The sequence below is a fragment of the Psychrosphaera sp. F3M07 genome (genome assembly GCF_018860345.1).
Lineage (GTDB): Bacteria > Pseudomonadota > Gammaproteobacteria > Enterobacterales > Alteromonadaceae > Psychrosphaera > Psychrosphaera aquimarina.
This window is the reverse complement of record NZ_JAHKPJ010000004.1, coordinates 112,536-136,670: the sequence shown is the minus strand read 5'-3', so window position 1 is coordinate 136,670 and position 24,135 is coordinate 112,536. Positions and strand designations below refer to the sequence as shown.

Here is a 24,135-nt window from a genome sequence, read left to right as displayed (position 1 = left end):
TAAGCTTTATTAATTTAGCTCAACTTACAATTTTGTCTTTTAACCATTTACAACGTCAATCTATAGACCAGATTTTAAACTGGCTTCAATAAACTTATCTAAATCACCGTCTAATACCGCTTGTGTATTACGGTTTTCAATTCCCGTTCTTAAGTCTTTTATGCGCGAGTCATCCAATACATAAGAACGTATTTGACTGCCCCAACCTATGTCAGATTTATTATCTTCTGCCACTTGTTTTTCCGCATTTTGTTTTAACATTTCTAACTCATACAATTTAGCTTTTAATTGCTTCATTGCTTGGTCTTTATTCTTATGTTGTGAACGTTCGTTCTGACATTGCACAACGGTATTGGTTGGCACATGCGTTATACGTACCGCAGAGTCAGTAGTATTAACGTGCTGACCACCGGCACCAGATGCACGGTAAGTATCAATTTTTAAGTCTGAAGTATTAATTTCAATATCAATATTGTCATCTACTTCTGGATAAACAAACGCAGAGGCAAATGACGTATGGCGTTTGCCACTTGAATCAAAAGGTGATTTTCTTACTAAGCGATGCACACCTGTTTCAGTGCGGCACCAACCAAATGCATATTCACCAGATACTCGTATTGTTGCCCCTTTAATTCCAGCAACATCTCCGGCAGTAACTTCAATCAGCTCAGTTTTAAAGCCTTTTGCTTCGCCCCAGCGTAAATACATGCGTAATAACATATTACACCAGTCTTGCGCTTCTGTGCCGCCAGAACCAGACTGTAAATCAATGTAGGCATCACTGGCGTCTTGTTCGCCAGAAAACATGCGGCGAAACTCTAATAATTCCAATTTTGAAACCAATTCGGCTAATTCAGATTCAGCTTCTTCAAAGGTTTCTTCATCGTCTGCTTCTTGAGCTAGCTCAACCAAACCTTCTATATCTTCACAGCCTTGGTCTAACAAATCGATAGTTTCAACGATAACTTCAAGTGTTGATTTATCTTTACCTAGCTTTTGTGCTCTTGCAGGATCATTCCACACATTTGGATCTTCAAGCTCACCTGTAACTTCTTCTAATAACTCTTTTTTATTATCGTAGTCAAAGATACCCCCGAAGCACGTCAGTACGAGTGCGTATATCGTCAAGCTGATTTAGTACAGGATTCACTTCTAACATAAATAGGAAATTCTTACTTTTGGGTTTCGAACAAAAATGAGGCGGGATTGTAACAAACCTTATACAGGAAAGTCAGCTATAAAGTGCTATTCCACCTCAAATATTAAAGCAATGCATTTATTTTATTAACAACCGGTACATTCGCATCTGGAAAGGTTAACTCCATAAGGGCTTCCTTGTTGAACCACTGTACTTTTTGCCCTTCAACACCTTGCTCTTTACCATTAAATTCTGTTACTAGCTGGAAGTGTAAATTCACATGTTTTTCTGGGTATTCAAAACTTAATGACATAAAAGGTGATTGTTGTAAAACCCCAATATTCAACTCTTCTTTTAATTCACGTACCAGAGCCTGTTCAGTTGTTTCTTCAGATTCAATCTTACCGCCGGGGAACTCCCACTTCCCCCCTTGGTGTTGGTGATCTAATCGTTTGCTTAATAAAAACAAACCATCGACATAAATCACAGCAGCAGCAACATTAATTGTTTTTTTCATTATTAGGTCGCACCTTGTTTAAATTCTTTAATTTAGTTATCTGGGAACTTTATTTGGAATATTTTGCCATATTACCGTCAATTTTGACGTTAAAGGCATAAATAAAATAAAATAAAAAGGATTATTTATTATGAAAAAAACGTTTCTCACCACTTTGCCCCTGTTATTCCTGTCCTCTGCTGCGATTGCCAATCAACCCGTGAATACTTTTATTAGCGCACGTGTTATTAAACCTAATGAAACCACAAATATTAGTGTAGCTGGACAACATTATTTCAAATCTCAAATTGCTAACGGTGTTTACGACGAGTTTGGTTACTTCGATACAGATAGCAGTATAAGTGCAGGTTACTATAGTTCTGACCAAACAAATGGTTTATCAAGTTTGCAAAGTATTAGTGGCAATTATTTTCACGACAAATGGTTAATTGGCGGTTCCTTTTCGAGACTATCGTATGAATTTGACAATGCTGAATCCGACACTCAATCACACACTTCCGTTAAATTAGGATATTTGGTTAACGATAACTTGTTAGTATCAGCTTTGTATAATGATGATTCTGGTCGAGGTAGTTTTAATGCTCAATATTCTCACCAGTTAAATCCCCAAGGTGATTACATTGGATTTAGTCTAAGTACCAATGATGATTTTGACTCTGTTAGTCTATCCTCTAGTTATTTTGGTAGGCTCAATGGAGACAACTATATTCGTCTTGGTTTTGATCATAGCCAGCAAGGGGGAGACGATATAAATACCTATAGTGGCAGTTATTACTTTTCTGAGGGCACCAGTGTTTCGCTAAGTTCTGACCTGGATTTATATATGAATGTTACTGGTAAACACTTTATTAGCCAATCTACCGCGATAACCATTTCGTACATGTACATAGATGACAGTAACGGAGAAGGTACTTTTCAAGTTGGGTTAACAAGTCAGTTTTAATAGCTAACTCCCATTACATTCGTCTCGAAAATGTATAAATATAAAAAAAAGGGCAGCCTCAGGCTGCCGTTTTTTGTTAGTTTCATGTTGCCGTTGCAACCAATGTAGGAATTATTTAGCTTAATTTACCGTGACATTGTTTATATTTTTTACCAGAACCACAAGGACAAGGATCATTACGGCCTACTTTCGCTTCCGTTCTGATCACTGATTTCGAGTCTTCTGGCTCATCTAATTGATTTGCACTTTCATGTTGATACTCTTTAGGAGCTGCGTCGGCTTTACGACGTTGCTCTTCAACAGCAGTCACATCTTCTTCAGCACGTACTTGTACGCGACATAAGACATTGGTCACTTCTGCTTTTAATTGTTCCAACATGCTTGAGAATAATTCAAACGATTCACGTTTATACTCTTGTTTAGGATTTTTCTGAGCATAACCACGTAAATGAATGCCCTGACGTAAGTGATCCATTGCCGCAAGATGCTCTTTCCAATACTGATCTAAGCTTTGTAACATGATGGCTTTTTCGAAGTGACGTAACACCTCTTTGCCCACTAACGCTTCTTTTGCGTTATACATGTCATCAATGCTTTCACTGATGCGTTGTTTTAACGTTTCTTCATGCAGTTTTTGATCTTCTTCCAACCAAACACGGATTGGTAAATCTACTGATAAATCACTCTTCAGACGTTCTTCAAGGCCTTCAAGATCCCACATTTCATCTAGAGATTGTCGTGGAATATATTGGTCTAACACTGACGCTACAACATCTTGACGAATACCAGCGATAACTTCACCAATATCACCTTCGTCTAATAACATGTCGCGTTGAGAGTAAATAACTTTACGTTGATCGTTAGCAACATCATCGTATTCTAATAATTGTTTACGGATATCAAAGTTACGAGCTTCAACTTTACGTTGTGCGTTTTCAATAGCTTTGTTTACCCAAGGATGTTCAATAGCTTCGCCCTCTTCCATCCCTAAACGACGCATCATGTTAGTAACACGCTCTGATGCGAATAAACGCATTAATGTATCTTCCATAGAAAGATAAAAACGTGAACTACCTGCATCACCTTGACGACCAGAACGACCACGTAACTGGTTATCTATACGACGAGACTCATGACGTTCGGTACCAATAATATGTAAACCACCAGCGGCTAATACGGCATCGTGACGTTTTTGCCATTCAGATTTAATGTGTTCGATTTGTTGTTCTGTTGGGTTTTTCAAACGTGCCGCTTCTGCTTGCCAATTACCACCTAATACGATATCGGTACCACGACCTGCCATATTAGTTGCGATAGTAACGGTTCCAGAAGTACCGGCATCTTCAATTATCTGTGCTTCTTTTTCATGTTGTTTGGCATTAAGTACGTTGTGCTTTATCTTTTCTTTTTTCAATAAAGTAGATAACAATTCAGAAGATTCAATCGAAGCGGTACCTACTAACACTGGCTGACCACGTTTTTGACAATCTTTGATGTCTTCTATGATGGCTTTGTATTTTTCTAACTGAGTTAAATAAACCAAATCTGTCATGTCATTACGTACCATAGGACGGTTAGTTGGAATAACTACCGTATCTAGTCCGTAAATTTGTTGGAATTCAAATGCTTCTGTATCGGCAGTACCTGTCATTCCCGATAACTTGTCGTACATACGGAAAAAGTTCTGGAAAGTAATAGATGCCAATGTTTGGTTTTCATTCTGAATCTTCACACCTTCTTTAGCTTCAACAGCTTGGTGTAAACCTTCAGACCAGCGACGTCCTTCCATTGTACGACCAGTATGTTCATCAATGATCACGATTTGATTGTCTTGAACTATATAATCAACATCTTTTTGGTACATGATATGCGCACGTAATGCAGCATAAACATTATGTAATAAAGGAATATTTGTCGCAGAGTATAATGATTCACCTTCGGCAACTACACCACGTTCAAGCAAGATCTCTTCTACTCGAACTTGGCCACGTTCCGTTAAATAAATCTGCTTAGATTTTTCATCGGCAGTAAAATCACCGTCGCCTTCAACGCCTTCTTCATCTTCTTTTTCTTGTTTTTCAAGTAAAGGAACGATTTCGTTGATCTTAAGGTACATCTCAGAGCTATCTTCAGCTGGGCCTGAAATGATCAATGGTGTACGAGCTTCATCGATTAAGATGGAGTCAACTTCATCGACAATAGCAAAAGGCAAGCTACGTTGAACACGTTCTGCACTTTCAAACGCCATATTGTCACGTAAATAATCGAAACCAAATTCGTTATTCGTTCCGTAAGTAATATCGGCATTATAAGCGGCTTGTTTGGCATCATGAGCCATACCAGGAATGTTACAACCCACACTCATGTCCAAAAACTCAAATAATGGACGGTTAGCTTCAGAATCTCGACTCGCTAAGTAATCATTCACGGTAATAACATGAACGCCGTTTCCGGTTAATGCATTTAAATATGCTGGCAAAGTCGCGGTTAAGGTTTTACCTTCACCGGTTCTCATTTCTGCAATAGAACCATTGTTTAACACCATGCCGCCAACTAGCTGCATATCAAAATGACGCATTCCAAAAACACGTTTACTGGCTTCACGCACAGTTGCAAATGCTTCTGGTAATAAATCATCCAGTGTTTCATTTTGCTCTAACCGCGCTTTAAATTCGGCAGTTTTTGCTTTCAATTCTTCATCGGTAAGACTTTCAAACTGAGGTTCTAGGGCGTTAATTGTAGATACAATTTTGTTTAATTTTTTAAGAGTGCGTTGGTTTCTGCTACCAAACATCTTTGTAAGTAATGATGAGATCATGTGTTTAGCTTTTTACTTTTAATTATTCTAAAAATAAACAATCGGCCAAGGGCCGATTGCTACATGTTGATTAAAATATGGTCTAATTAATCGTCAGTTAGCTTTCCGATAGACATACGGTAATGGGTCTATCTGCTTGCCACCTTTTAATACTTCATAATGGACATGCGGTCCTGTAGACCTACCTGTGCTGCCCATTAATCCAATTTTTTGTCCTTTGGTAACTATATCACCAACGTTTACCAATAACTCTTTATTGTGTCCGTATCGAGTGATAATGCCATCACCATGATCAACTTCCACTAAATTTCCATACCCAAATCGACTGTCTGCCCAAGTAACAACACCAGATCCTGTCGCAATTACACCCGCACCATCTTCACCAGCAAAATCCAAACCTTTATGAGTGGCAGGCATCCCAGTGAACGGGTCTTTTCTTACGCCAAAATAAGACGATAACCAACCACTTTGAATTGGTCGACCAGATATAAATATCTCTTCTTCTATATGGGTATTCATAAGGATAGATTCAAGTACTGCCATTTTTCTTTCTTGGCCATCTAACTTAACTAACATTTCATCCATCTCACTGAATAAGTTTTCGGCATTTGCACTTACATCTTCAGCACTTGATGTCGTAGGACCTCCAGTGGCAGCTAATGTATCAAAATTGAATTCATCATCAGGTATTTCAGATTGTTGAGCTAAACGAGAAGCAAATGCATCTAACCTATTAACTTGGCCTTTAATTTCGCCAAGTTTTAATGTTAAAGCACTTAATTGATGTTGTGTTTGATTTTTTAGTCGAATGAGCAGTTCTTTTTCATCACTGTATTCTTTTTGGGCAACACTTAGTTGTTCGCGCACGTGATTGGTATCGTCGGTTTGACCGATTGCACCACGTATAAGCCAGACAGTGAGTAATATTAAAATAGCAGCAATAGAAAGCCATTGAGCCTTTAACATTCTCATTTTAAAGCTTACATTCTTTCCTCTATAAATAAGTGTTAAACTCATTCACTACTACCTAATTTCACGGACATATAAGTGAAGACACCAAAATCGTTAAATGAACTAATCAGTTCTGATAAAGAAACAAACAATCTATCTTTATATCGTCAAAAAACCAGTAAATTTAGATTAATTCACCAACTATTATCAGAAATATTAGGTGCTAATATCGCTCAAAACATCGTAGTAAGCAACTATAAAAACTCAATTGTCTATTTAGAAACCACTTCTGCAGGCATTGCCACTGGCTTTAAAATGTACCAATCACAGGTTTTGTCTTCCTTTCGGAAACAGCTCGATCCTGCGTTAGTCACTGTTGAAATGAAAGTAAGTCCTCATTCAGCCGCCTTACAATCAAAACGAGCAAAAGCAGAAGCCCCTACTATTATAAAAAAAAGTACTCGAACAATTCCAGATGATGTTGCAAAAATGTTTGAATCTATAGCTCAGTCTAGCAAAGGACCATTAAAAGAACAGTTTATGAAATTGAGCCGACTTAATAAATCGAACAAAGAGAGTGATTAATTCAAATCCCAATTATTTGCTTCATTAATAATATGATCAATCTCATCAATCAGTTCTAACAATTCAGGGTCAACCGCGGCTATATTTTTTTCATTCTTTAATCCAGTTTCAATAAGTTCGGCTAATTGCTTTAGTTTAGGTACCCCAGTGTAACAACACGCGCCATGAAACTTGTGTATAACCCCTAACAATGTTTCCAGATCCTCATCCCCATAACTTTGTTTTAACGATTGGGCTAATTCCGGTAACCCTTTAACTAACATAACAAACATTTCTATTGCGAGTTCTTTTTTGCCCGCAGCACGGGTTAAGGCTAATGACCAATCAACATGATGGTAATGTGCAAAAGCAGGTAGTGATTCGTCCGGTTGAGTTGCAATAACGGGCACAGCAGTTGGCTGCCTTATTTGTAGCTGACAACCTGGACATGCATCTAATATAACTTGAGTTAACATTTCTTCATCTATCGGTTTGGCTAAATAGCCAGTAAAACCAACTTCTAACATTCTTTTTTGTTCATCTTGTCCTGCGTGAGCTGTTACGGAAATAATAGCCGTGCTCTCATTTAACGACGACTCTTTAATTTTTTGACATGCCGTAATACCATCCATAATCGGCATTTGTATATCCATAAAAATAACATCGTAAATATGCTTTTGTGCCTGATGTAACGCAGCAACGCCATCATGTGCTACATCAACTACCATACCCATTTCATCCAACAAAGTTGTTAGTAGTTTAAGATTAGCGGGCGTATCATCAACCGCGAGAACCTTCATTCCACCAAACATTGTGGTTAACGCTTGTTGCTGATTAATATCTTTTATATAAGGTTCAGCAAACGTAGTTATCAACTTCCTATGATTCACAGGCATACTAAAACAAGCTCTCGCTCCAGATCCAATAATCGCTTCTTTTAAGTTCGGTGAAATACTATTGATGATGGTGTAAACATGTGAACAATATTGTGTTGCCACTGTGATGTATTTTTTTAGTTCACTTACTGTGCTGGGCGATATTTTTCTGCCTATCAACACAATATCAAATTTGTCTTTTTGTAAGGCTTCTAAATAGGCTGAGTCTTGATCACAACTTGTGACAACTAGTTCAGTGTCATCATTAAGTAGTTGGTTGATATCGTTGAACGCTTGAGGGCACGAGTCGAAATACAGTATTTTTTTATTTTCAATTTCTTTTAAAGGTAATTGTTGTCCAATGGCAGTGTTATTTTCTTTGATATACATATCAAAAAAGAACTCAGAGCCTTTATTTAACTCACTATTAAAGTGAATACTGCCTTTCATGCTTTCGACTATTTTTTTACAAATGATCAGGCCTAATCCTGTACCGCCATATTTTCGAGTGGTGGAATTGTCCGCCTGTCCGAAAGCCGCAAATAATTTATCTTTGACCTTTTCTTCAATACCAATGCCCGTATCTGACACAATAAACTTAATGTGATGTCCGTATTCGTGACTTCCTAAATATTTAACATCCAATCGGATATAACCGTCACGGGTAAACTTGATAGAGTTACCGACCAAGTTAATGATTATTTGTTTTAACCGAACAGGATCACCCTGTAATTCATCCGGAACACGGGTGTCGATATTAATATGAATATCCAGACTCTTATCAAATATACTTGGCGCTAATAAGGTCATAACTTCATTAACCGTATCGCGAAGCGCGAATGGAATTGACTCGAGTTCCATTTTTCCAGCGTCCAGTTTAGAGAAGTCTAAAATGTCGTTAATGATCTGTAATAAGTTATTCGCCGACGAGTCGATTGTGTCGAGGAAATCTCGCTGGTTATTATTAAGCTGGGTTTTCTTTAATTGGCGAGTAAAACCTAATACTCCATTTAACGGGGTTCTTAACTCGTGACTCATATTTGCTAAGAATTGAGACTTCACATCGTTAGCATTTAACGCGTCCCGTTTGGCAATATTAAGTTCAATATTCTGTACTTCCAACTGCTCCACGGTTTGCTGTAATTCTTGAGTATGTTCACTGATATTATGTTCTGCTTGTTCGGTCACTACATACATGGCTTTGGCAACAGAGTTAACGCTCAGCCTTAAGGATTCTAATTCCCCAACCATATTATTATTCACACGATATTTATAATCACCATCGGCAATGGATTTAACCGCTTTGTTAAGTTCGTTAATAGATGAGGTGATATCTTTAATAAAAAAGAACGAAAACACTGTGGTAGAAATAATCACGAGCAATAAAATAAGGATTAAAGTGAAGACTGAAGATTGTTGCTCTAGGCGTGCTTGATCTCGGCTTAATTCAACAACTAAATAACCAAATAATGTCTTGCCATTTTTGGTGATGAAAATAAACGAGTCGTTTACTTCTAATTCTGCACTGTATATTGGGCTGCGAATGTAAATTTTATCGTCGGTCATTTCGACTTGGGTATTTTCAGATAGTAAACGCCCCGGTTTTAGACGGACTTTAGAAAAATCTTCATGCATATTCGAAGAAACAAACAATTGATGGTTAGGTAAAAATACCGAAATAGACTGTACGATTGGACTGGCTTTTCTATGTGCCATGTTCAGGGTTTCTTCTAACCTTTTTTGATTACTGTTTAATATTGCATCCGCACTCAAAATACTTAATGGCTCTGAAAGGTAGATACCACGTTGGATTAAGTTGTCATCCAGCTCTGTGTATCTTTTATAAGTTAAGTAACCCCCTAATAAAAGACCGATCAATATTGTAGGTAATATGGTGATCATCAACGCGCGTTGACGTAAAGAAAGCAGTTCTTTCATTAATAATACGAGAATAATTTATATAAATTAGGGAGATTAACTTATCCTAAACTTGTTAAACTAACAAGATTCCAGCTTCTGAATTTCATATTTAACGATTTCATCACGATTTAAAGGACAGGCAACCGCTCGCATGGCAAAAATATTCAACCCAAGTAAATCAGGCAAAAACAGAAAACATAAATCTCTTGCCAAACAATTGCCCGACTTCGTTGCAAAAGTGCAGAGTTACGACCCCGAAGGGAAAGGGATCATTCGAACTGAAACTGGTCGTATCGCTTTTGTTATCGGCGCATTAGTTGATGAAGTTGTAAAAGTTCGTCCTATTACCTATAACGAAAAAATCATTAAAGGTGAGACGTTAGAAGTACTTGAAGCCAGTGATAAACGTGTAGAACCTAAATGTGTACATTTCGATGTTTGTGGTGGTTGCCAAATTCAATATATGGAACCAGCTCATCAAACCGCAGCAAAACAATCCGCGTTAAACTCCCTATTCCAAAAACAATTAGGGTTAACCGATATTCCATGGCAACCAGCAATAACGGGTCCCGACTGGCACTATCGTCGTACAGCTCGTTTATCTATCTGGTTTGATTCGGACACATCATTACGTTTAGGCTTTAGACAAGCAAAGTCTAAACAAATTGTTGATGTTGAGCAGTGCCCTATTTTGGTTCAAAGTTTAACCAATTTACTGCCATCGTTAAAAACGACAATACAAAGTTTAACCAGCCGTAAATCAATAACGCACATACAACTTTATGCATTAGACAATTGCGATACTGTTATTTTTCGAGTTGTTAACCCACTGAATAGTAAAGACAAAGAAATACTAAACCTATATGCACAAGCTCAAAATATAAACTTGATTTTGGAACATGAAGACCATAAGTTTGAGCAAATATCATTATTAAATAATACAACTGGTACAGAGCTTGAATATGTAATTGAAAATTGTCGATTCCAATTTTCACCAGAAAATTTCATTCAAGTAAATGCCGATGTAAATCAGCAGATGGTCTCGCAGGCAATTGATTGGTTAGCACCAACAAAAGAGGAAGTTGTGTTAGATTTATTTAGTGGCATAGGCAATTTCACATTGCCCTTAGCGCTTAAATCTAAACAAGTATTTGCCGTTGAAGGCGTAAACAATATGGTGTTACGCATAAAACAAAATGCAGAATTAAATCAGATAGATAACATCTCTGCTCATCAAGCCGATTTATCTAAATTACAATTAAAATATAAACCACAGTGGTTAAAACCTATAGACAAGTTATTATTAGATCCGGCTCGTGATGGCGCCTATGATGTTGTCAAAAAAATCCCACTGTTGGCACCAAATACAATATTATATGTATCTTGTAATCCATCCACTATGGTCAGAGATATTAAAGAATTACAACAAAGCGGGTATAAATTGTCGAAACTTGGATTATTGAATATGTTTCCTCATACTGCTCATATTGAAGCGATGGCTTTGTTAGAAAAATAAAAGGATAACCTGTGGTTTCGGTAACTCGCACGCATCACTTAGAAGACGTTCTAGAAAGTAAAGATACCAAACAGTGGCTAATGTCTGCTGGTCTAGCAGAACATACTGTTCAAGTAATTGACGACGCCGTTCAGTGGTTACAAAAGCAACCCAAACAAGCTGAGTTACTTTCACCGGTTGATGCCGATTACACCCGCCAAGGTCTACTAATTGTTGAGATATTACTTGAACTTCATATGGACGATGACAGTTTAATAACTGCATTGTTATATCCCTATTTTGAACATCAGGCATCCGACACCAAAGTTAGAGAAAAACTCAAAAAGAAATTTGGCCGTAATATCATTAATTTGTTAAACGGTGTCACCAAAATGGCCAGCATGGGCTTGTTGTCAGCTCGAGTAAAATATTCGCCTGAGCAAGGTGAAAATATACGCCGTATGTTAACCGCAATGATTGAAGATGTACGCGCGGTTGTTATTAAACTTGCGCAGCAAGTGGTCTTTTTACGTGAAATCAAAAAAAGCGACGAAGAGACTCGAGTCCTTGCCGCCAAAGAAACCCAAACCATTTATGCTCCGTTAGCTAATCGATTAGGTATAGGTCAATTAAAGTGGGAGCTAGAAGACTATGCTTTTCGCTATTTACAGCCTGATATTTATAAAAATATCGCATCTAACCTTGAAGAAAAACGTACTGAACGACAACAGTATCTAGAAGACTTTGTCGAGTTACTTGGTGAACGCTTAGCTGGCGCTAACATAAAGTCTCAAGTTTACGGTAGACCAAAACATATCTACAGCATTTGGAAAAAAATGCAGAAAAAAGGGTATGAGTTCAGCCAGTTATTCGACATTAGAGCAGTACGTGTTGTTGCTGATAAAATCCAGGATTGTTACTCATGTTTAGGCATCATTCATACTAGCTGGCGCCATATACCGTCTGAGTTTGACGATTATGTTGCCACGCCTAAACCAAACGGTTACCAATCGATTCACACTGTCGTAATAGGTCCGGAAGGTAAACCGATTGAGATTCAAATCAGAACAGAAGAAATGCATGACGACGCTGAGTTAGGTGTTGCGGCTCACTGGCAATATAAAGAAGGCGCCTTACCAACTAAGTCTGGTAAAGGCTCTAGCTATGAAGACAAGATTGCTTGGTTAAGAAAACTACTTCAATGGCAAGAAGAAATGGCAGACTCCGGTGATTTCGCTGAAGAGCTAAGAAACCAAGTTGTCGAAGACCGCGTCTATGTGTTTACGCCACAAGGTGATGTTATTGATTTACCGAATGGGTCTACCCCGTTGGATTTTGCTTATCATATCCATACTAATGTGGGACATAGATGTATTGGTGCAAAAGTGTTTAACCGCATTGTGCCTTTTACTTACCAACTTAAAACGGGTGATCAGATTGAGATCATTACAGGTAAAGAATCCAATCCAAAACGCGACTGGCTGAATCCTAACCTTGATTACATCCACTCTTCCAGAGCGCGAGCTAAAGTTCACACTTGGTTTAAACAGCAAGATAAAGATAAAAACCAAACCGAAGGTAAGCAACTTTTAGAACAAGAATTGTCTCGTTTAAATATACCTTGGTCAGAAGCGGAACAAGCTAAAGACCGCTTTAACATGGTGACGTTAGACGACTTATTAGCTTCAATTGGTGGCGGTGATGTTCGTTTAAATCAAGTCGTTAATTACATCCAGTCCAAGTTAAGAAATGAACAACCACCTGAAATTGACCCTCGTTTAATTCAAAAACCGAGAAAACAGAAGAAGTTTCAAAACGGCATTGTACTCCAAGGTGTTGGTAATCTAATGAACCAACTAGCTGGCTGTTGTAATCCAATTCCTGGTGATGAAATCGCTGGCTATATTACTCAAGGGCGCGGCGTCGTTATCCACAGAGAAGATTGTGAACAATTTAAAATTGTCATGAATGAACACCCAGAGCGCTTCATAGAAGCCAGTTGGGAAGAAGAGTATTCCGGTGGTTACATTTCACAGTTGCGTATTATTGCAAATGACCGCAGTGGCTTAATACGAGACGTCACTAGCATACTTGCAAATGAAAAAATCAATGTACTGGGTATGACCACAGAGTCTGACGTACAGAAACAGATTGCGACTATGGGACTTAAATTAGAAGTCTATAACGTAGGGGCATTTAACCGCGTGGTAAGCAAACTCAGTCAGTTAGATGAAATGATAGAAGTTAAACGAATCTAATACCGGAAAAGTGACCTTTTAAGAATGTTAAATAACAAATCATCTATGGATAAACTCAACTGGATCATGTCCCAATTACGTCACCCTGAAACAGGCTGCCCGTGGGACTTAAAGCAAACCTTTGATTCGCTAATACCTTACACTATTGAAGAAGCGTATGAAGTTGCACAAGCCATAGAAGACAAGGACTATGTCGACTTAAAAAGTGAATTAGGCGATTTATTATTTCAGGTTGTGTTTTACGCTCAACTTGGCCAAGAGCAATCCTTGTTTGATTTTAACGATGTGATCGACACCGTTTGCGACAAGTTGATCAGCCGTCACCCGCATGTTTTTTCTGATGCTCAATTTGATTCTGAACAACAAATAAAACAAAACTGGGAAAAACAAAAAGCCGCAGAACGTCAATCTAAAGACGCACAAAACACCAGCGTATTAGATGATATCCCAATGGCAATACCTGCTATTTCCCGTGCCTATAAAATCCAAAAACGAGCCTCAAGTGTTGGTTTTGATTGGCCTGATGTGCATGGTGCATTTGATAAAGTCAGTGAAGAGATTGAAGAAGTAAAAGCTGAACTCGCCCTTAATATTGATAACGCATCGTTAAAGGACAGTGACAATATTGACGCCATTGCAGATGAACTAGGGGATCTCTATTTTGCCCTTACCAATGTGACCCGACACTTAGGCTTGAACCCAGAACAAGTGATCAAATCCGCCAATAAAAAGTTTGAAAAACGCTTTCGTCAGGTTGAACAGATTGCATCAGAGAACAACGCAGAAATTAGCAATACCAGCCTTGACCAGTTAGACACATGGTGGGAACAAGCAAAATCTAATACCTAATTAGACAGATTATCACCACCACACATCTTATATAAAATCGAATATATCCTTAGATGGCATTGAGTAACATATCTCAAATTGTCCATTTTAGGTCTGTCATTTAAGTACCTATGTTAATTTTGACTATACTCTATCCATACACATTGTTGATATCCGGTTTTCAAGGATCAACTACAGCGATAACGTCAACCAACATTTATCGGTTGCCCCCTCTTGAGTATTTAAGGATGTAAATGAAAACACTTTTTTTGGTTACCAATCTATTGTTTAGTGCATCATCATTCTCTGGCATATCTGTCATAGTGCACCCATCTAATCCGGTGTCTTTAGGTGAATCAGAAATTGCAAAGATATTTCTGGGTAAGATGAAGTCATTCCCAGGTGCTGGCCACGCTATTCCTGTAAACCAAACGGAAGGAAGTACAGCAAGAACCGAATTTGAAACGGCGGTTTTAAAAAAGTCAGGTACACAAATCAAAGCTTATTGGTCAAAATTGGTATTCACCGGTAAAGGCACTCCACCAAAAGACGTTGGCAATGATGCCAATGTGATTGCTTTGGTTAAAGCGAACCCCAATTTTATAGGTTATGTCGATGATTCATCAGTATCGGATGACGTTAAAGTGATAACCCAGTTTTAAATAAAAACGGTTACACATAAAAAAAACAGTTACTTAGGTAACTGTTTTTTATATAACTCAAATTACGATTACAAAGAATCCGACAAGGTCATCCCAATAGCCGCCAAAAATCCTTTTCTGTCTTTTGGTGATATCTGAATTTGTCTTTCACCTTTGATTTTATCAAAGTAATGTAATACTAACCGTTTTCTAGATAACGCCGCTGCGGATATTACGTTAATTGTATGTGTTACCTTGCGCACGTCTTTAATAGCAATAGTTTTACTGAACAAACCATTGTGAATTATGATCTGTGTGTCGGTAACTTGGTATTTAACTTTTACAAAGATATAGACAACAAAAACCGTCGTTAACGTTAATACTAACAAAGCCGACCTTGATTCACTTGGTTCATTAAGTAGAGATAACAAACTTGAATAAAGATCAGGTTGATTAATTTCAGTAAACAAAGCATAAAACGAAAATAAAAAACTAGCGATCAAAATAATAACAATGGATTTGTCGACTTTAGATTTAAACGTTTTTTTCATCATCGTCTTTCTCTTCAACAACTTCTGTTAACACCTTTTGTACAAGTTTCACTCGTCCATTAGACACCAATGCCTGTCTTAACACATATTCAATTTGAGCATTAACACTACGTATTTCGTCGTCTGCCCAGCGCTGCATTGCGGCTAAGACATCGGGGCTAATACGTAATGGATAACTTTTCTTTTTGGTCACATGGGCTCCTTATTAAGTGAGCTTAGGTTTATGCTCTTGTGTGTAATGCTGATATTTTACTACTTAATATAACGAGCCAGCATTAACAATGGGTTGAGTATTTTGGTCACTGCACAGAACTACTAATAGATTACTGACCATGGCAGCTTTGCGTTCTTCATCAAGCTCTACAATGCCTTTTTCAGCTAACTGCTCTAATGCTAAATCAACCATACCAACGGCACCTTGTACTATCTTTTCACGCGCGGCGATGATAGCGGTTGCTTGCTGACGTTGTAACATAGCATTGGCTATTTCTGGTGCATAAGCCAAGTGGCTAATACGTGCTTCAATGACTTTCATGCCAGCATTTTCCAATCGATTTTGAACTTCTTTTGTCAAGGCATCAGAGATAACTTGAGTGTGACTACGTAGTGCAATATCCCCGTCCTCATAAATATCATATGGATACGTTGTTGCCATATTACGAAGTGCGGCTTCTGATTGAATGCTAACGTAACTTTCATAATCATCCACTTCAAACACGGCTTGTGCCGTATCATCTACTGCCCATACCACAACGGTTGCTATTTCAATTGGATTACCATGATTGTCATTTACCTTTAATTGACCACTTTCAAAGTTACGAATTCTTAATGAGATATTGCGACGACCAAAAAAAGGAATAGTCCAACGTAAACCTGTTGCTTTTACTGTGCCAACATAAGAGCCAAACAAGGTTAACACTCTTGCTTGTTTAGGTTGCACCATAAAAAATCCCGCTGACATAGAGCCTGATAAAGCTGTCAACAAAAGCATTAAAATTTTGCCTCCTTCAGCATCTGGAATTTGCCTTATAAATAGATAAAGTAGAGCTCCAACGACAGGTGCAGCAATAAAACCATTTATTGAAAAACCAACTTTCTCTTTCATCTCTTTTTCTATTTTCATGATATTAATCCTTTTATTAGTGATATCATTTTGATATCACTATAACTACAATTTTAAAAAGATCAATAATTTCCGCATAAAAAAAACGCCAAACAATTACTTGTTTAGCGTTTTATTCAGGCAATACAGCTTGTTGTCATTCTATTACATAGTAATTAAATCGCTTCAATCTCTGCGTATTGCTCTTTTAATTTATTAACCGTTTGTTGGAACTCAGCCATTTTAGCTTGTTCTTTTTCAATAACGGCCGCAGGCGCGTTACTTACAAACTTCTCGTTAGATAACTTACCCGATACACGTTGTAATTCTTGATTGGCTTTTTCCATCGCCTTAGTTAAGCGAGATAACTCAGCGTCTTTATCTATCAAACCCGCCATAGGGATAAGTACGTCCATAGTACCAACAATGCCTGATGCTGACGCTGGCGCTTTTTCGCCTTCGGCTAACACGTTAATAGATTCTAATTTAGCTAACGCCATCAAGAATGATTTATTAGCCGTTAAACGTTCAAGGTCTTGTGCTGATAAGTTACGTAACAATACATTAATTGGTTTGTTAGGCGACAAGTCCATTTCACCACGTATGTTACGGATAACCAGAATAAACTGTTTTAACCATTCAACATCGGCGACCGCTTGTTCATCAACCAAATCAACATTATAAGTTGGATACGCATTTAACATGATGCTTTCAGCGTCTGCATCAAAACCGGTTAACGGTTGTACACGTTGCCAAATGGTTTCTGTGATAAACGGCATAATTGGGTGCATCAAACGTAATAACGATTCTAATACCACAACCAATGTTTTACGTGTAGCCCGTTGTTGAGTCTCAGAACCACTGTTCATTACCGGCTTAGTTAACTCCAAGTACCAACCGCAGAATTCATTCCAAGTAAAGTCATACAATGCATTAGCAGCTAAATCAAAACGATAAGCGTCCAAATGGCCACGTACTGTTTTAATGGTGTTTTGCATTTGTCCTTGGATCCAACGATCCGCTAATGAATATTCAAGTTCTGAATCTGTTGCGTTTTTACCGCAATCAAACTCTTCTGTATTCATTAATACGTAACGGCTAGCATTCCATAATTTATTACAGAAATTACGGTACCCTTCCAAACGTTTCATGTCCCAGCTAATGTCACGGCCTGTTGAAGCCAGTGCTGACAAGGTAAAACGTAGTGCGTCTGTACCGCTGGTTTCCATGCCTTCTGGGAATTCTTTACGAGTACTTTTTTCAATTTTTGCAGCCAGTTTTGGTTGCATCATGTTGCCCGTACGTTTTTGTACTAATTTTTCTAATTCGATACCGTCGATAATATCTAAAGGATCAATAACATTACCTTTAGATTTAGACATTTTATCGCCATTTTCGTCACGGATAAGTCCAGTAACATAAACCGTTTTAAATGGGACTTGTGGTTTGCCATCTTCATCTTTAATGAAGTGCATGGTCATCATGATCATACGCGCAACCCAGAAGAAAATGATGTCAAAGCCCGTTACCAGTACATCGGTAGGATGGAAGGTTTTTAAATCTTCTACATTGTCAGGCCAACCTAACGTTGAGAAAGTCCAAAGCGCAGAGGAGAACCAAGTATCTAATACATCTTCGTCTTGACGTAGTTTAACGTCATCCGCTAAACCATTAGCCGTACGAACTTCCGCTTCACTGTTACCAACGTATACTTTGCCGTTTTCATCATACCAAGCTGGAATTCTGTGTCCCCACCAAAGTTGACGTGATATACACCAGTCTTGAATGTCGCGCATCCACGCAAAATACATATTTTCATATTGTTTTGGTACAAACTGGATATCACCATTTTGAACCGCTTCTGTGGCTACTTTCGCCATAGATTCAACACGTACATACCATTGGTCTGTCAACATAGGTTCGATAACAACACCACCACGATCACCATATGGCACAGTTAAGTCATGTTCTTTTATTTCGTCTAAATAACCGCACTCTTCCATGGCTGCCACAACCGCTTTACGTGCAGCAAAACGTTCTAAACCTTGAAATTGCTCTGGCAGATCAGTGGAATACACATCGCTTACTTCACCATTGGTATTAAAAACTTCTGACTCATTACGAATGTGACCAGTAAAGTTTAATACATTGATCATAGGTAAGTTGTTGCGTTTACCTACTTCATAGTCGTTAAAGTCATGTGCAGGCGTGATTTTTACACAACCTGTGCCTTTGTCCATATCAGCATGTTCATCGCCAATAATAGGAATAAGACGACCCACTAAAGGTAAAACAATTGATTTACCAATTAAGTCTTTATAACGAGGATCTTCTGGATTTACCGCAACGGCAGTATCACCTAATAAGGTTTCTGGACGTGTTGTCGCTACCACTAAATAATCTTTACCGTCTGCCGTTTTTTGACCATCAGCTAGAGGATAACGGAAGTGCCACATGTGGCCTTTTTTGTCTTTATTCTCAACTTCTAAATCAGAAATAGCCGTTTGTAACTTTGGATCCCAGTTAACCAAACGTTTACCACGATAAATTAAATCGTCGTTGTATAAATCGACAAATACTTTTTCAACGGCTTTTGATAACCCAGGGTCCATAGTGAAACGTTCACGTTCCCAATCTACCGAGTTACCTAGACGGCGCATTTGCTTGGTAATTGTGCCACCAGACTCTGCTTTCCAATCCCAAATTTTGTCGATGAATTTTTCACGACCTAAATCTTTACGAGTAACCTCACCTTCGGCAGCAAGTTGACGTTCTACCACCATTTGCGTAGCAATACCGGCATGGTCCGTTCCCACTTGCCATAAAGTATTAAAACCATCCATACGTTTATAACGCGTTAACGTATCCATAATAGTATGTTGGAACGCATGCCCCATGTGCAAACTACCAGTGACGTTTGGTGGTGGAATGACGATGCTATAACTGTCCCCTTTACCTGAAGGTTTAAAATGACCTTTAGATTCCCACTCTTCATACAAAGATTGTTCGATATCGGTTGGGTTATAAGTTGTTTCCATGATGGTTTTTGCCTTGAATTTCTGTAAAGATTAAATTTGATGTCTACTTCGTTTTACACGATTGAATCTGGAATTTGATTGGTGGTTAAATTAAAACCAGCTTGTTTCAATAACTTGTATCGCTCTCGCGCAGCCGCTTTGCCAGCTTCGTCATTGGGCACAAAATCATGCCATTCATTCACACCTTTTAGTTTAGAAACGTAATCAGGTAATGTTTGGCAGGTATTAACAAAACAGCCCCGGCGTTGTTGACTTGGCTCCCAGTTAATTTCTACTGGTGATCCATAATGTGGGCCTTCTCCCGGCAAATTATGAGGGATAAATCTATCAGCCTCAAACTGCCATAACCAATCATCAACAATATGTGCTTGATCTTGGTTTTCAACACCTATATGTATTTTTTTATTTTGACGATACAAATCCGCTGCTAACACGCAGGCATAATGAATGTGCGCCGTTACATCACTGTCTTTGGCGTGTAATGGCGCTTGTTGTTGTTCTGATAATATCCAGAAAATTGCATTCATTGGTTATATTCGTTTTGTGATTAATTCTAACGTTCTAACTTTCAACCGAAATACCGGCACGGTTCATTAAGAACTGAGTCAACATTGGAACCGGACGCCCTGTCGCACCTTTTTTAGCACCACCGCTTACCCATGAGGTTCCAGCAATGTCTAAATGCGCCCAATTATATTTTTTTGTAAATCTAGATAAGAAACATGCAGCGGTAATAGTCCCTGCGTCTCGCCCACCTAAATTACTAAAATCAGCAAATGGACTTTCTAATTGGTCTTGATATTCATCCCATAAAGGTAAACGCCATGCTCTGTCACCACTTTGCTCTGAGGCATTTAACAGCTCATGCGCCAAAGGATTATGTGTACTTAATAAGCCAGATGCATGTTTACCTAACGCAACCACACAAGCTCCGGTTAACGTAGCAATATCAATTACAAGTTCAGGGTCAAAGCGTTCTACGTAAGTTAACGCATCACATAAAACCAAACGTCCTTCCGCATCGGTATTTAACACTTCAACGGTTTTACCCGACATAGTGGTTAATACATCACCTGGGCGATACGCTTTACTGCCAGTCATGTTTTCACAACCAGCTAATACGCCAATAACATTGATAGGTAAATCTAATTCAGCTAAAGAACGCATGGTACCTAATACACCAGCGGCACCACCCATATCGTATTTCATTTCATCCATGCCTGCGGCCGGTTTAATGGAAATACCACCTGAGTCAAAGGTTAAACCTTTGCCGACTAATACGATTGGTGCTTCGTCTGACGCCCCACCATTGTATTTAATGATGGTCATAATTGATTCGTTGTCACTGCCACGGCCAACTGCTAAATAGGAATTCATTCCTAGTGCAGCCATTTGTTCTTCACCAACGGTTTCAACCGATACTTTGTCATAAGACTCTAACGACTTACCTTGTTCGGCCAAATACGCTGGATTACAAATGTTTGGCGGCATATTTGCTACGTCACGACACAGTTTTGCACCATTTGAAATAGCTAAACTATGTTCAATCGCATGTTCACCAATAGGTAATTCGCGTCTTGTAGGTACATTAAATACTAATTTTCGTAGAGGACGACGAGCTTCGTCTTTTTTACTTTTTAGTGCATCAAAGCTATACAAGCTATCTAACGTTGCTTCAACCGCTTGTCTAACTTTCCAATATGTATCACGACCCTTAACGTGCATTTCCGTTAAGAAACAGACGGACTCCATTGAACCTGTATCGTTTAAAGTATCGATAGTTTTTTTGATAATCTGGCGGTATTGACGTTCGTTTAATTCACGCTCTTTACCACAACCAACCAATAAAACACGTTCGCTCAATACATTAGGTACATGATGTAATAATAAAACTTGGCCTGGTTTACCTTCAAGGTCACCACGTCGTAATAAGTTACTTATGTAACCATCACTAATTTGATCTAATTGTTCAGCAATGGGAGAGAGTCTACGTGGTTCATAAACACCAACAACTATACAAGCGCTGCGTTGTTTTTCCGGGCTGCCACTTTTAACACTGAATTCCATGATTTCTCCAATTGCACTACATTTTGATTATTTTTTGTTATTTATTGAAATATTAATCGGCGATTGATGGATTTATCATTATAATAATTTCCATGCCTGTTATTATTAGGCCGCCAAAATTGTAAGTAACTTATCAACTTCAAGTATTACAAAATAGTTTTCTTATGAAAATAAGAAGTTTACTTATAAATTGGCATTATTCCAGTAAAAGTATAAGTTTTCTAAGGTTTATTTGTGATAATTCTGCGTTATTTAACCGCTGAAGTATTTAAGTCGCAGTTTGCGGTTTTTCTAGTCTTCATGAGCATTTTCCTCAGCCAAACATTTGTCAAAGTATTGGCCGATGCTTCAGAGGGCAAAATACCAGGTTATCTCGTTGCGTCCATTATTGGACTTCGTTTTCCTCAACTGGCTGCCGTTATACTGCCTTTAAGTATATTTTTAGGCGTCATGTTGGCTTATGGTCGACTTTATAGCGATCACGAAATGAGTGTTTTAAAAGCCTGTGGTGTATCCGAATGGTTTGTCACTCGTATTACGTTAATTTATGCATTTATCTTAGCCATTGTTGGCGGCAGTGTAACCTTATACTTAGCCCCATTAGCCGCTGAATATGAATACCAAGCCAGAGAAACCGCCGCTGCAGATGGTGTATTATCTACCTTAACCGCTGGCCGATTTCAAAAGGCAGGCAGTGGCGATTCAGTTGTGTTTGTTCATGATATTGAACGCAAAACCTACATAATGAAAAAAGTATTTGTTGCCAATGCCAACGAAGATGGCGTTGATAATGTTGTTTATTCGGAAACCGGTCGAATTGTTGAGTACGACAGTGGCAAACAAGACTTGGTGTTATCTCAAGGTCACAGATATTACATTGGTAAAGATGATGCTTCACAACGTCTGACTTTCTCTGAGTATCAAATCCAATTACAAGACCAAGCGGTTGAAAAGCGTCGCCGTAATTATGCCGCACTGCCAACTTTAGAGTTAGCTAAGTCCAAAGAGTTAGATGCAATTGCTGAGTTCCAATGGCGTATCGCCATCCCTCTTTCCATCCCAATACTCGCTATGATTGCCGTTCCATTAAGTTCAGTAAACCCAAGACAAGGACGGTTTGGTAAAATTCTACCGGGTCTTGGCATATTCTTTACCTATTACATTCTATTAGTGTTAGCTAAATCTGCGATAGAAGATGGTCACTTACCTACTTATATCGGTTTATGGTGGATACATTTATTAGGGTTAGTCACCGCCTGCTTATTATTAATTAAAGACCGAAGTTCCGGCGGTTTGATCAGGCAAAAATGGTTAAAATTAACAAGGAAAGGTGACTAATTATGATGACTTTGATCGACCGTTATATTGGTCGCACTGTTTTAAGCTCAATCGGCGTGACATTAGCCGTACTGGTAGGCATCAGCTCATTATTTAGATTCATAGATCAACTTGGTTATATTGGCCGTGGCGACTTTACCTTTATGACTGCTGGGCTATTTACTATCTATCTTATCCCTCAAGACTTAGAGGCGTTTTTTCCGATGGCAGCCATGATCGGTGGGCTCGTTGGTTTGGGTGCTATGGCGAGTAATTCTGAATTAGTGGTTATGCAAGCTATCGGCATGTCCAAAGCCAATGTGGTCTCTGCAGTATTAAAATCCAGTACTATCCTCATCCTCATTATGATGATTTTTTCGGAATGGGGTGTGCCCTACGCAATTCAATCAGCCAAAGAATTAAAAACCCAAGCAGTTTCTGGTGGTAAATTATATTCAGCAGAACAGGGACTTTGGGCAAAAGATACCGACGCGTTTATTAACATCAAAGAAGTGACTGAAAATGGTGATTTAATCAACGTAACGGTTTTTGACTTTGATGATGACTTAAAATTAGTCCAACAAATAACGGCTAAATCAGGAAGTTTTAGTAACGGTAATTGGTTATTAGATGACGTAATTATAAAACGTTGGCAACAAAATAAAATCGATACTGTATTACTAGATAGGCTACCTTGGCCAACTGAGTTATCGCCTGAAAAGCTGGGCGTTGTGTCAATAAAACCAGAACGTATGGCCGTATCTGACCTAGTGGAGTATTTACAATACTTAAGCAAAAATGAACAAAGTGCCAGTCGTTATGAACTCGCCTTATGGCGCAAAATATTTCAGCCAATCAATGTGGCTGTAATGTTGTTACTCGCTTTGTCTTTTATCTTTGGTCCGTTACGAAGTGTCACGATGGGCGCTAGGGTAATTTTAGGAATTATTACCGGCTTCTCATTCTTTTTATTCGACAAGATATTTGGTTCGGTGTCGTTAATTTATGAAGTGCCAACCGTAATTGGAGCATTCACCCCAACCTTGGTATTTAGTTTGTTGGCTATGCATTTGCTGACTAAGAAACAGAAATAGTAAGCTGTAAGCTGTAAG

At 38.5% G+C, this 24,135-nt stretch carries 19 protein-coding genes; 8 read left to right on the top strand and 11 right to left on the bottom strand.

What is annotated here, in order from left to right; all coding sequences use genetic code 11:
- Positions 1–60: 60 nt before the first annotated feature.
- Both prfB and mutT read right to left on the bottom strand, forming a co-directional pair.
- Positions 61–1,159, bottom strand: a protein-coding gene (gene prfB / locus KO505_RS02110; RefSeq protein ID WP_216053789.1) for a peptide chain release factor 2 whose coding sequence is annotated in 2 segments (ribosomal slippage) — positions 61–1,083 and positions 1,085–1,159 — 1,098 coding nt in all. Because the reading frame shifts where the segments join, the coding sequence is not laid out codon by codon here.
- A gap of 103 nt (positions 1,160–1,262) precedes the next feature.
- A complete protein-coding gene (gene mutT / locus KO505_RS02105) occupies positions 1,263–1,655 on the bottom strand; it encodes an 8-oxo-dGTP diphosphatase MutT (RefSeq protein ID WP_216053788.1) in 393 nt (130 codons plus the stop codon).
- A gap of 130 nt (positions 1,656–1,785) precedes the next feature.
- Between mutT and KO505_RS02100 the strand changes: the two genes are divergently transcribed.
- Positions 1,786–2,598, top strand: coding sequence for a putative porin (locus KO505_RS02100; protein WP_216053787.1), 813 nt, complete (start codon positions 1,786–1,788; stop codon positions 2,596–2,598).
- Between the two features lie 115 nt (positions 2,599–2,713).
- On the opposite strand, the gene secA is transcribed toward KO505_RS02100, so the two are convergent.
- Positions 2,714–5,416 (bottom strand): preprotein translocase subunit SecA, encoded by a 2,703-nt coding sequence (secA, locus tag KO505_RS02095; protein ID WP_216053786.1) that lies wholly within the window; start codon positions 5,414–5,416, stop codon positions 2,714–2,716.
- A 93-nt stretch (positions 5,417–5,509) separates the two neighbouring features.
- On the bottom strand, positions 5,510–6,388 hold the full coding sequence (locus KO505_RS02090) for a M23 family metallopeptidase (protein ID WP_252731591.1): 879 nt from the start codon (positions 6,386–6,388) through the stop codon (positions 5,510–5,512).
- Positions 6,389–6,463: 75 nt separating this feature from the next.
- Between KO505_RS02090 and KO505_RS02085 the strand changes: the two genes are divergently transcribed.
- Positions 6,464–6,952 (top strand): DciA family protein, encoded by a 489-nt coding sequence (locus KO505_RS02085; RefSeq protein ID WP_216053784.1) that lies wholly within the window; start codon positions 6,464–6,466, stop codon positions 6,950–6,952.
- On the opposite strand, the gene barA is transcribed toward KO505_RS02085, so the two are convergent.
- Positions 6,949–9,744, bottom strand: a complete 2,796-nt coding sequence (barA, locus tag KO505_RS02080) for a two-component sensor histidine kinase BarA (protein WP_216053783.1) — start codon at positions 9,742–9,744, stop codon at positions 6,949–6,951. The genes KO505_RS02085 and barA overlap by 4 nt on opposite strands.
- Positions 9,745–9,877: 133 nt before the next feature.
- Here barA and rlmD point away from each other — a divergent pair, with 133 nt between their 5' ends.
- The 4 genes from rlmD to KO505_RS02060 all read left to right on the top strand — a co-directional run bounded on the left by rlmD (position 9,878) and on the right by KO505_RS02060 (position 14,969).
- Positions 9,878–11,242: a 23S rRNA (uracil(1939)-C(5))-methyltransferase RlmD gene (gene rlmD / locus KO505_RS02075; protein ID WP_216053782.1), complete on the top strand. Its 1,365-nt coding sequence runs from the start codon at positions 9,878–9,880 to the stop codon at positions 11,240–11,242.
- An 11-nt stretch (positions 11,243–11,253) separates the two neighbouring features.
- Positions 11,254–13,479, top strand: a complete 2,226-nt coding sequence (relA, locus tag KO505_RS02070) for a GTP diphosphokinase (RefSeq protein ID WP_216053781.1) — start codon at positions 11,254–11,256, stop codon at positions 13,477–13,479.
- 24 nt (positions 13,480–13,503) lie between these two features.
- Positions 13,504–14,328 carry a nucleoside triphosphate pyrophosphohydrolase gene (gene mazG / locus KO505_RS02065; RefSeq protein ID WP_216053780.1) on the top strand — a complete coding sequence of 275 codons (825 nt, stop codon included), beginning with the start codon at positions 13,504–13,506 and terminating at the stop codon, positions 14,326–14,328.
- Between the two features lie 233 nt (positions 14,329–14,561).
- Positions 14,562–14,969: a phosphate ABC transporter substrate-binding protein gene (locus KO505_RS02060; RefSeq protein ID WP_216053779.1), complete on the top strand. Its 408-nt coding sequence runs from the start codon at positions 14,562–14,564 to the stop codon at positions 14,967–14,969.
- Positions 14,970–15,037: 68 nt separating this feature from the next.
- Here KO505_RS02060 and KO505_RS02055 read toward each other — a convergent pair whose 3' ends face one another.
- The 6 genes from KO505_RS02055 to pepA form a co-directional block, all read right to left on the bottom strand.
- Positions 15,038–15,502: a PH domain-containing protein gene (locus KO505_RS02055; protein WP_216053778.1), complete on the bottom strand. Its 465-nt coding sequence runs from the start codon at positions 15,500–15,502 to the stop codon at positions 15,038–15,040.
- Positions 15,483–15,692: a hypothetical protein gene (locus KO505_RS02050; RefSeq protein ID WP_216053777.1), complete on the bottom strand. Its 210-nt coding sequence runs from the start codon at positions 15,690–15,692 to the stop codon at positions 15,483–15,485. The genes KO505_RS02055 and KO505_RS02050 overlap by 20 nt, the downstream gene beginning before the upstream one ends.
- 63 nt (positions 15,693–15,755) lie before the next feature.
- Positions 15,756–16,622 (bottom strand): SPFH domain-containing protein, encoded by an 867-nt coding sequence (locus KO505_RS02045; protein ID WP_252731590.1) that lies wholly within the window; start codon positions 16,620–16,622, stop codon positions 15,756–15,758.
- A gap of 155 nt (positions 16,623–16,777) precedes the next feature.
- On the bottom strand, positions 16,778–19,639 hold the full coding sequence (locus tag KO505_RS02040; RefSeq protein WP_216053776.1) for a valine--tRNA ligase: 2,862 nt from the start codon (positions 19,637–19,639) through the stop codon (positions 16,778–16,780).
- 53 nt (positions 19,640–19,692) lie between these two features.
- Complete coding sequence (locus KO505_RS02035) at positions 19,693–20,166, bottom strand: DNA polymerase III subunit chi (RefSeq protein ID WP_216053775.1); 474 nt, start codon at positions 20,164–20,166, stop codon at positions 19,693–19,695.
- Positions 20,167–20,200: 34 nt separating this feature from the next.
- Complete coding sequence (gene pepA, locus KO505_RS02030) at positions 20,201–21,706, bottom strand: leucyl aminopeptidase (protein WP_216053774.1); 1,506 nt, start codon at positions 21,704–21,706, stop codon at positions 20,201–20,203.
- Between the two features lie 234 nt (positions 21,707–21,940).
- On the opposite strand from pepA, the gene lptF reads away from it, so the two are divergent.
- Together lptF and lptG are read left to right on the top strand one after the other, a co-directional pair.
- Positions 21,941–23,044: an LPS export ABC transporter permease LptF gene (lptF, locus tag KO505_RS02025; RefSeq protein ID WP_216053773.1), complete on the top strand. Its 1,104-nt coding sequence runs from the start codon at positions 21,941–21,943 to the stop codon at positions 23,042–23,044.
- A gap of 2 nt (positions 23,045–23,046) precedes the next feature.
- Positions 23,047–24,117: an LPS export ABC transporter permease LptG gene (lptG, locus tag KO505_RS02020; RefSeq protein ID WP_216053772.1), complete on the top strand. Its 1,071-nt coding sequence runs from the start codon at positions 23,047–23,049 to the stop codon at positions 24,115–24,117.
- Positions 24,118–24,135 lie beyond the last annotated feature (18 nt).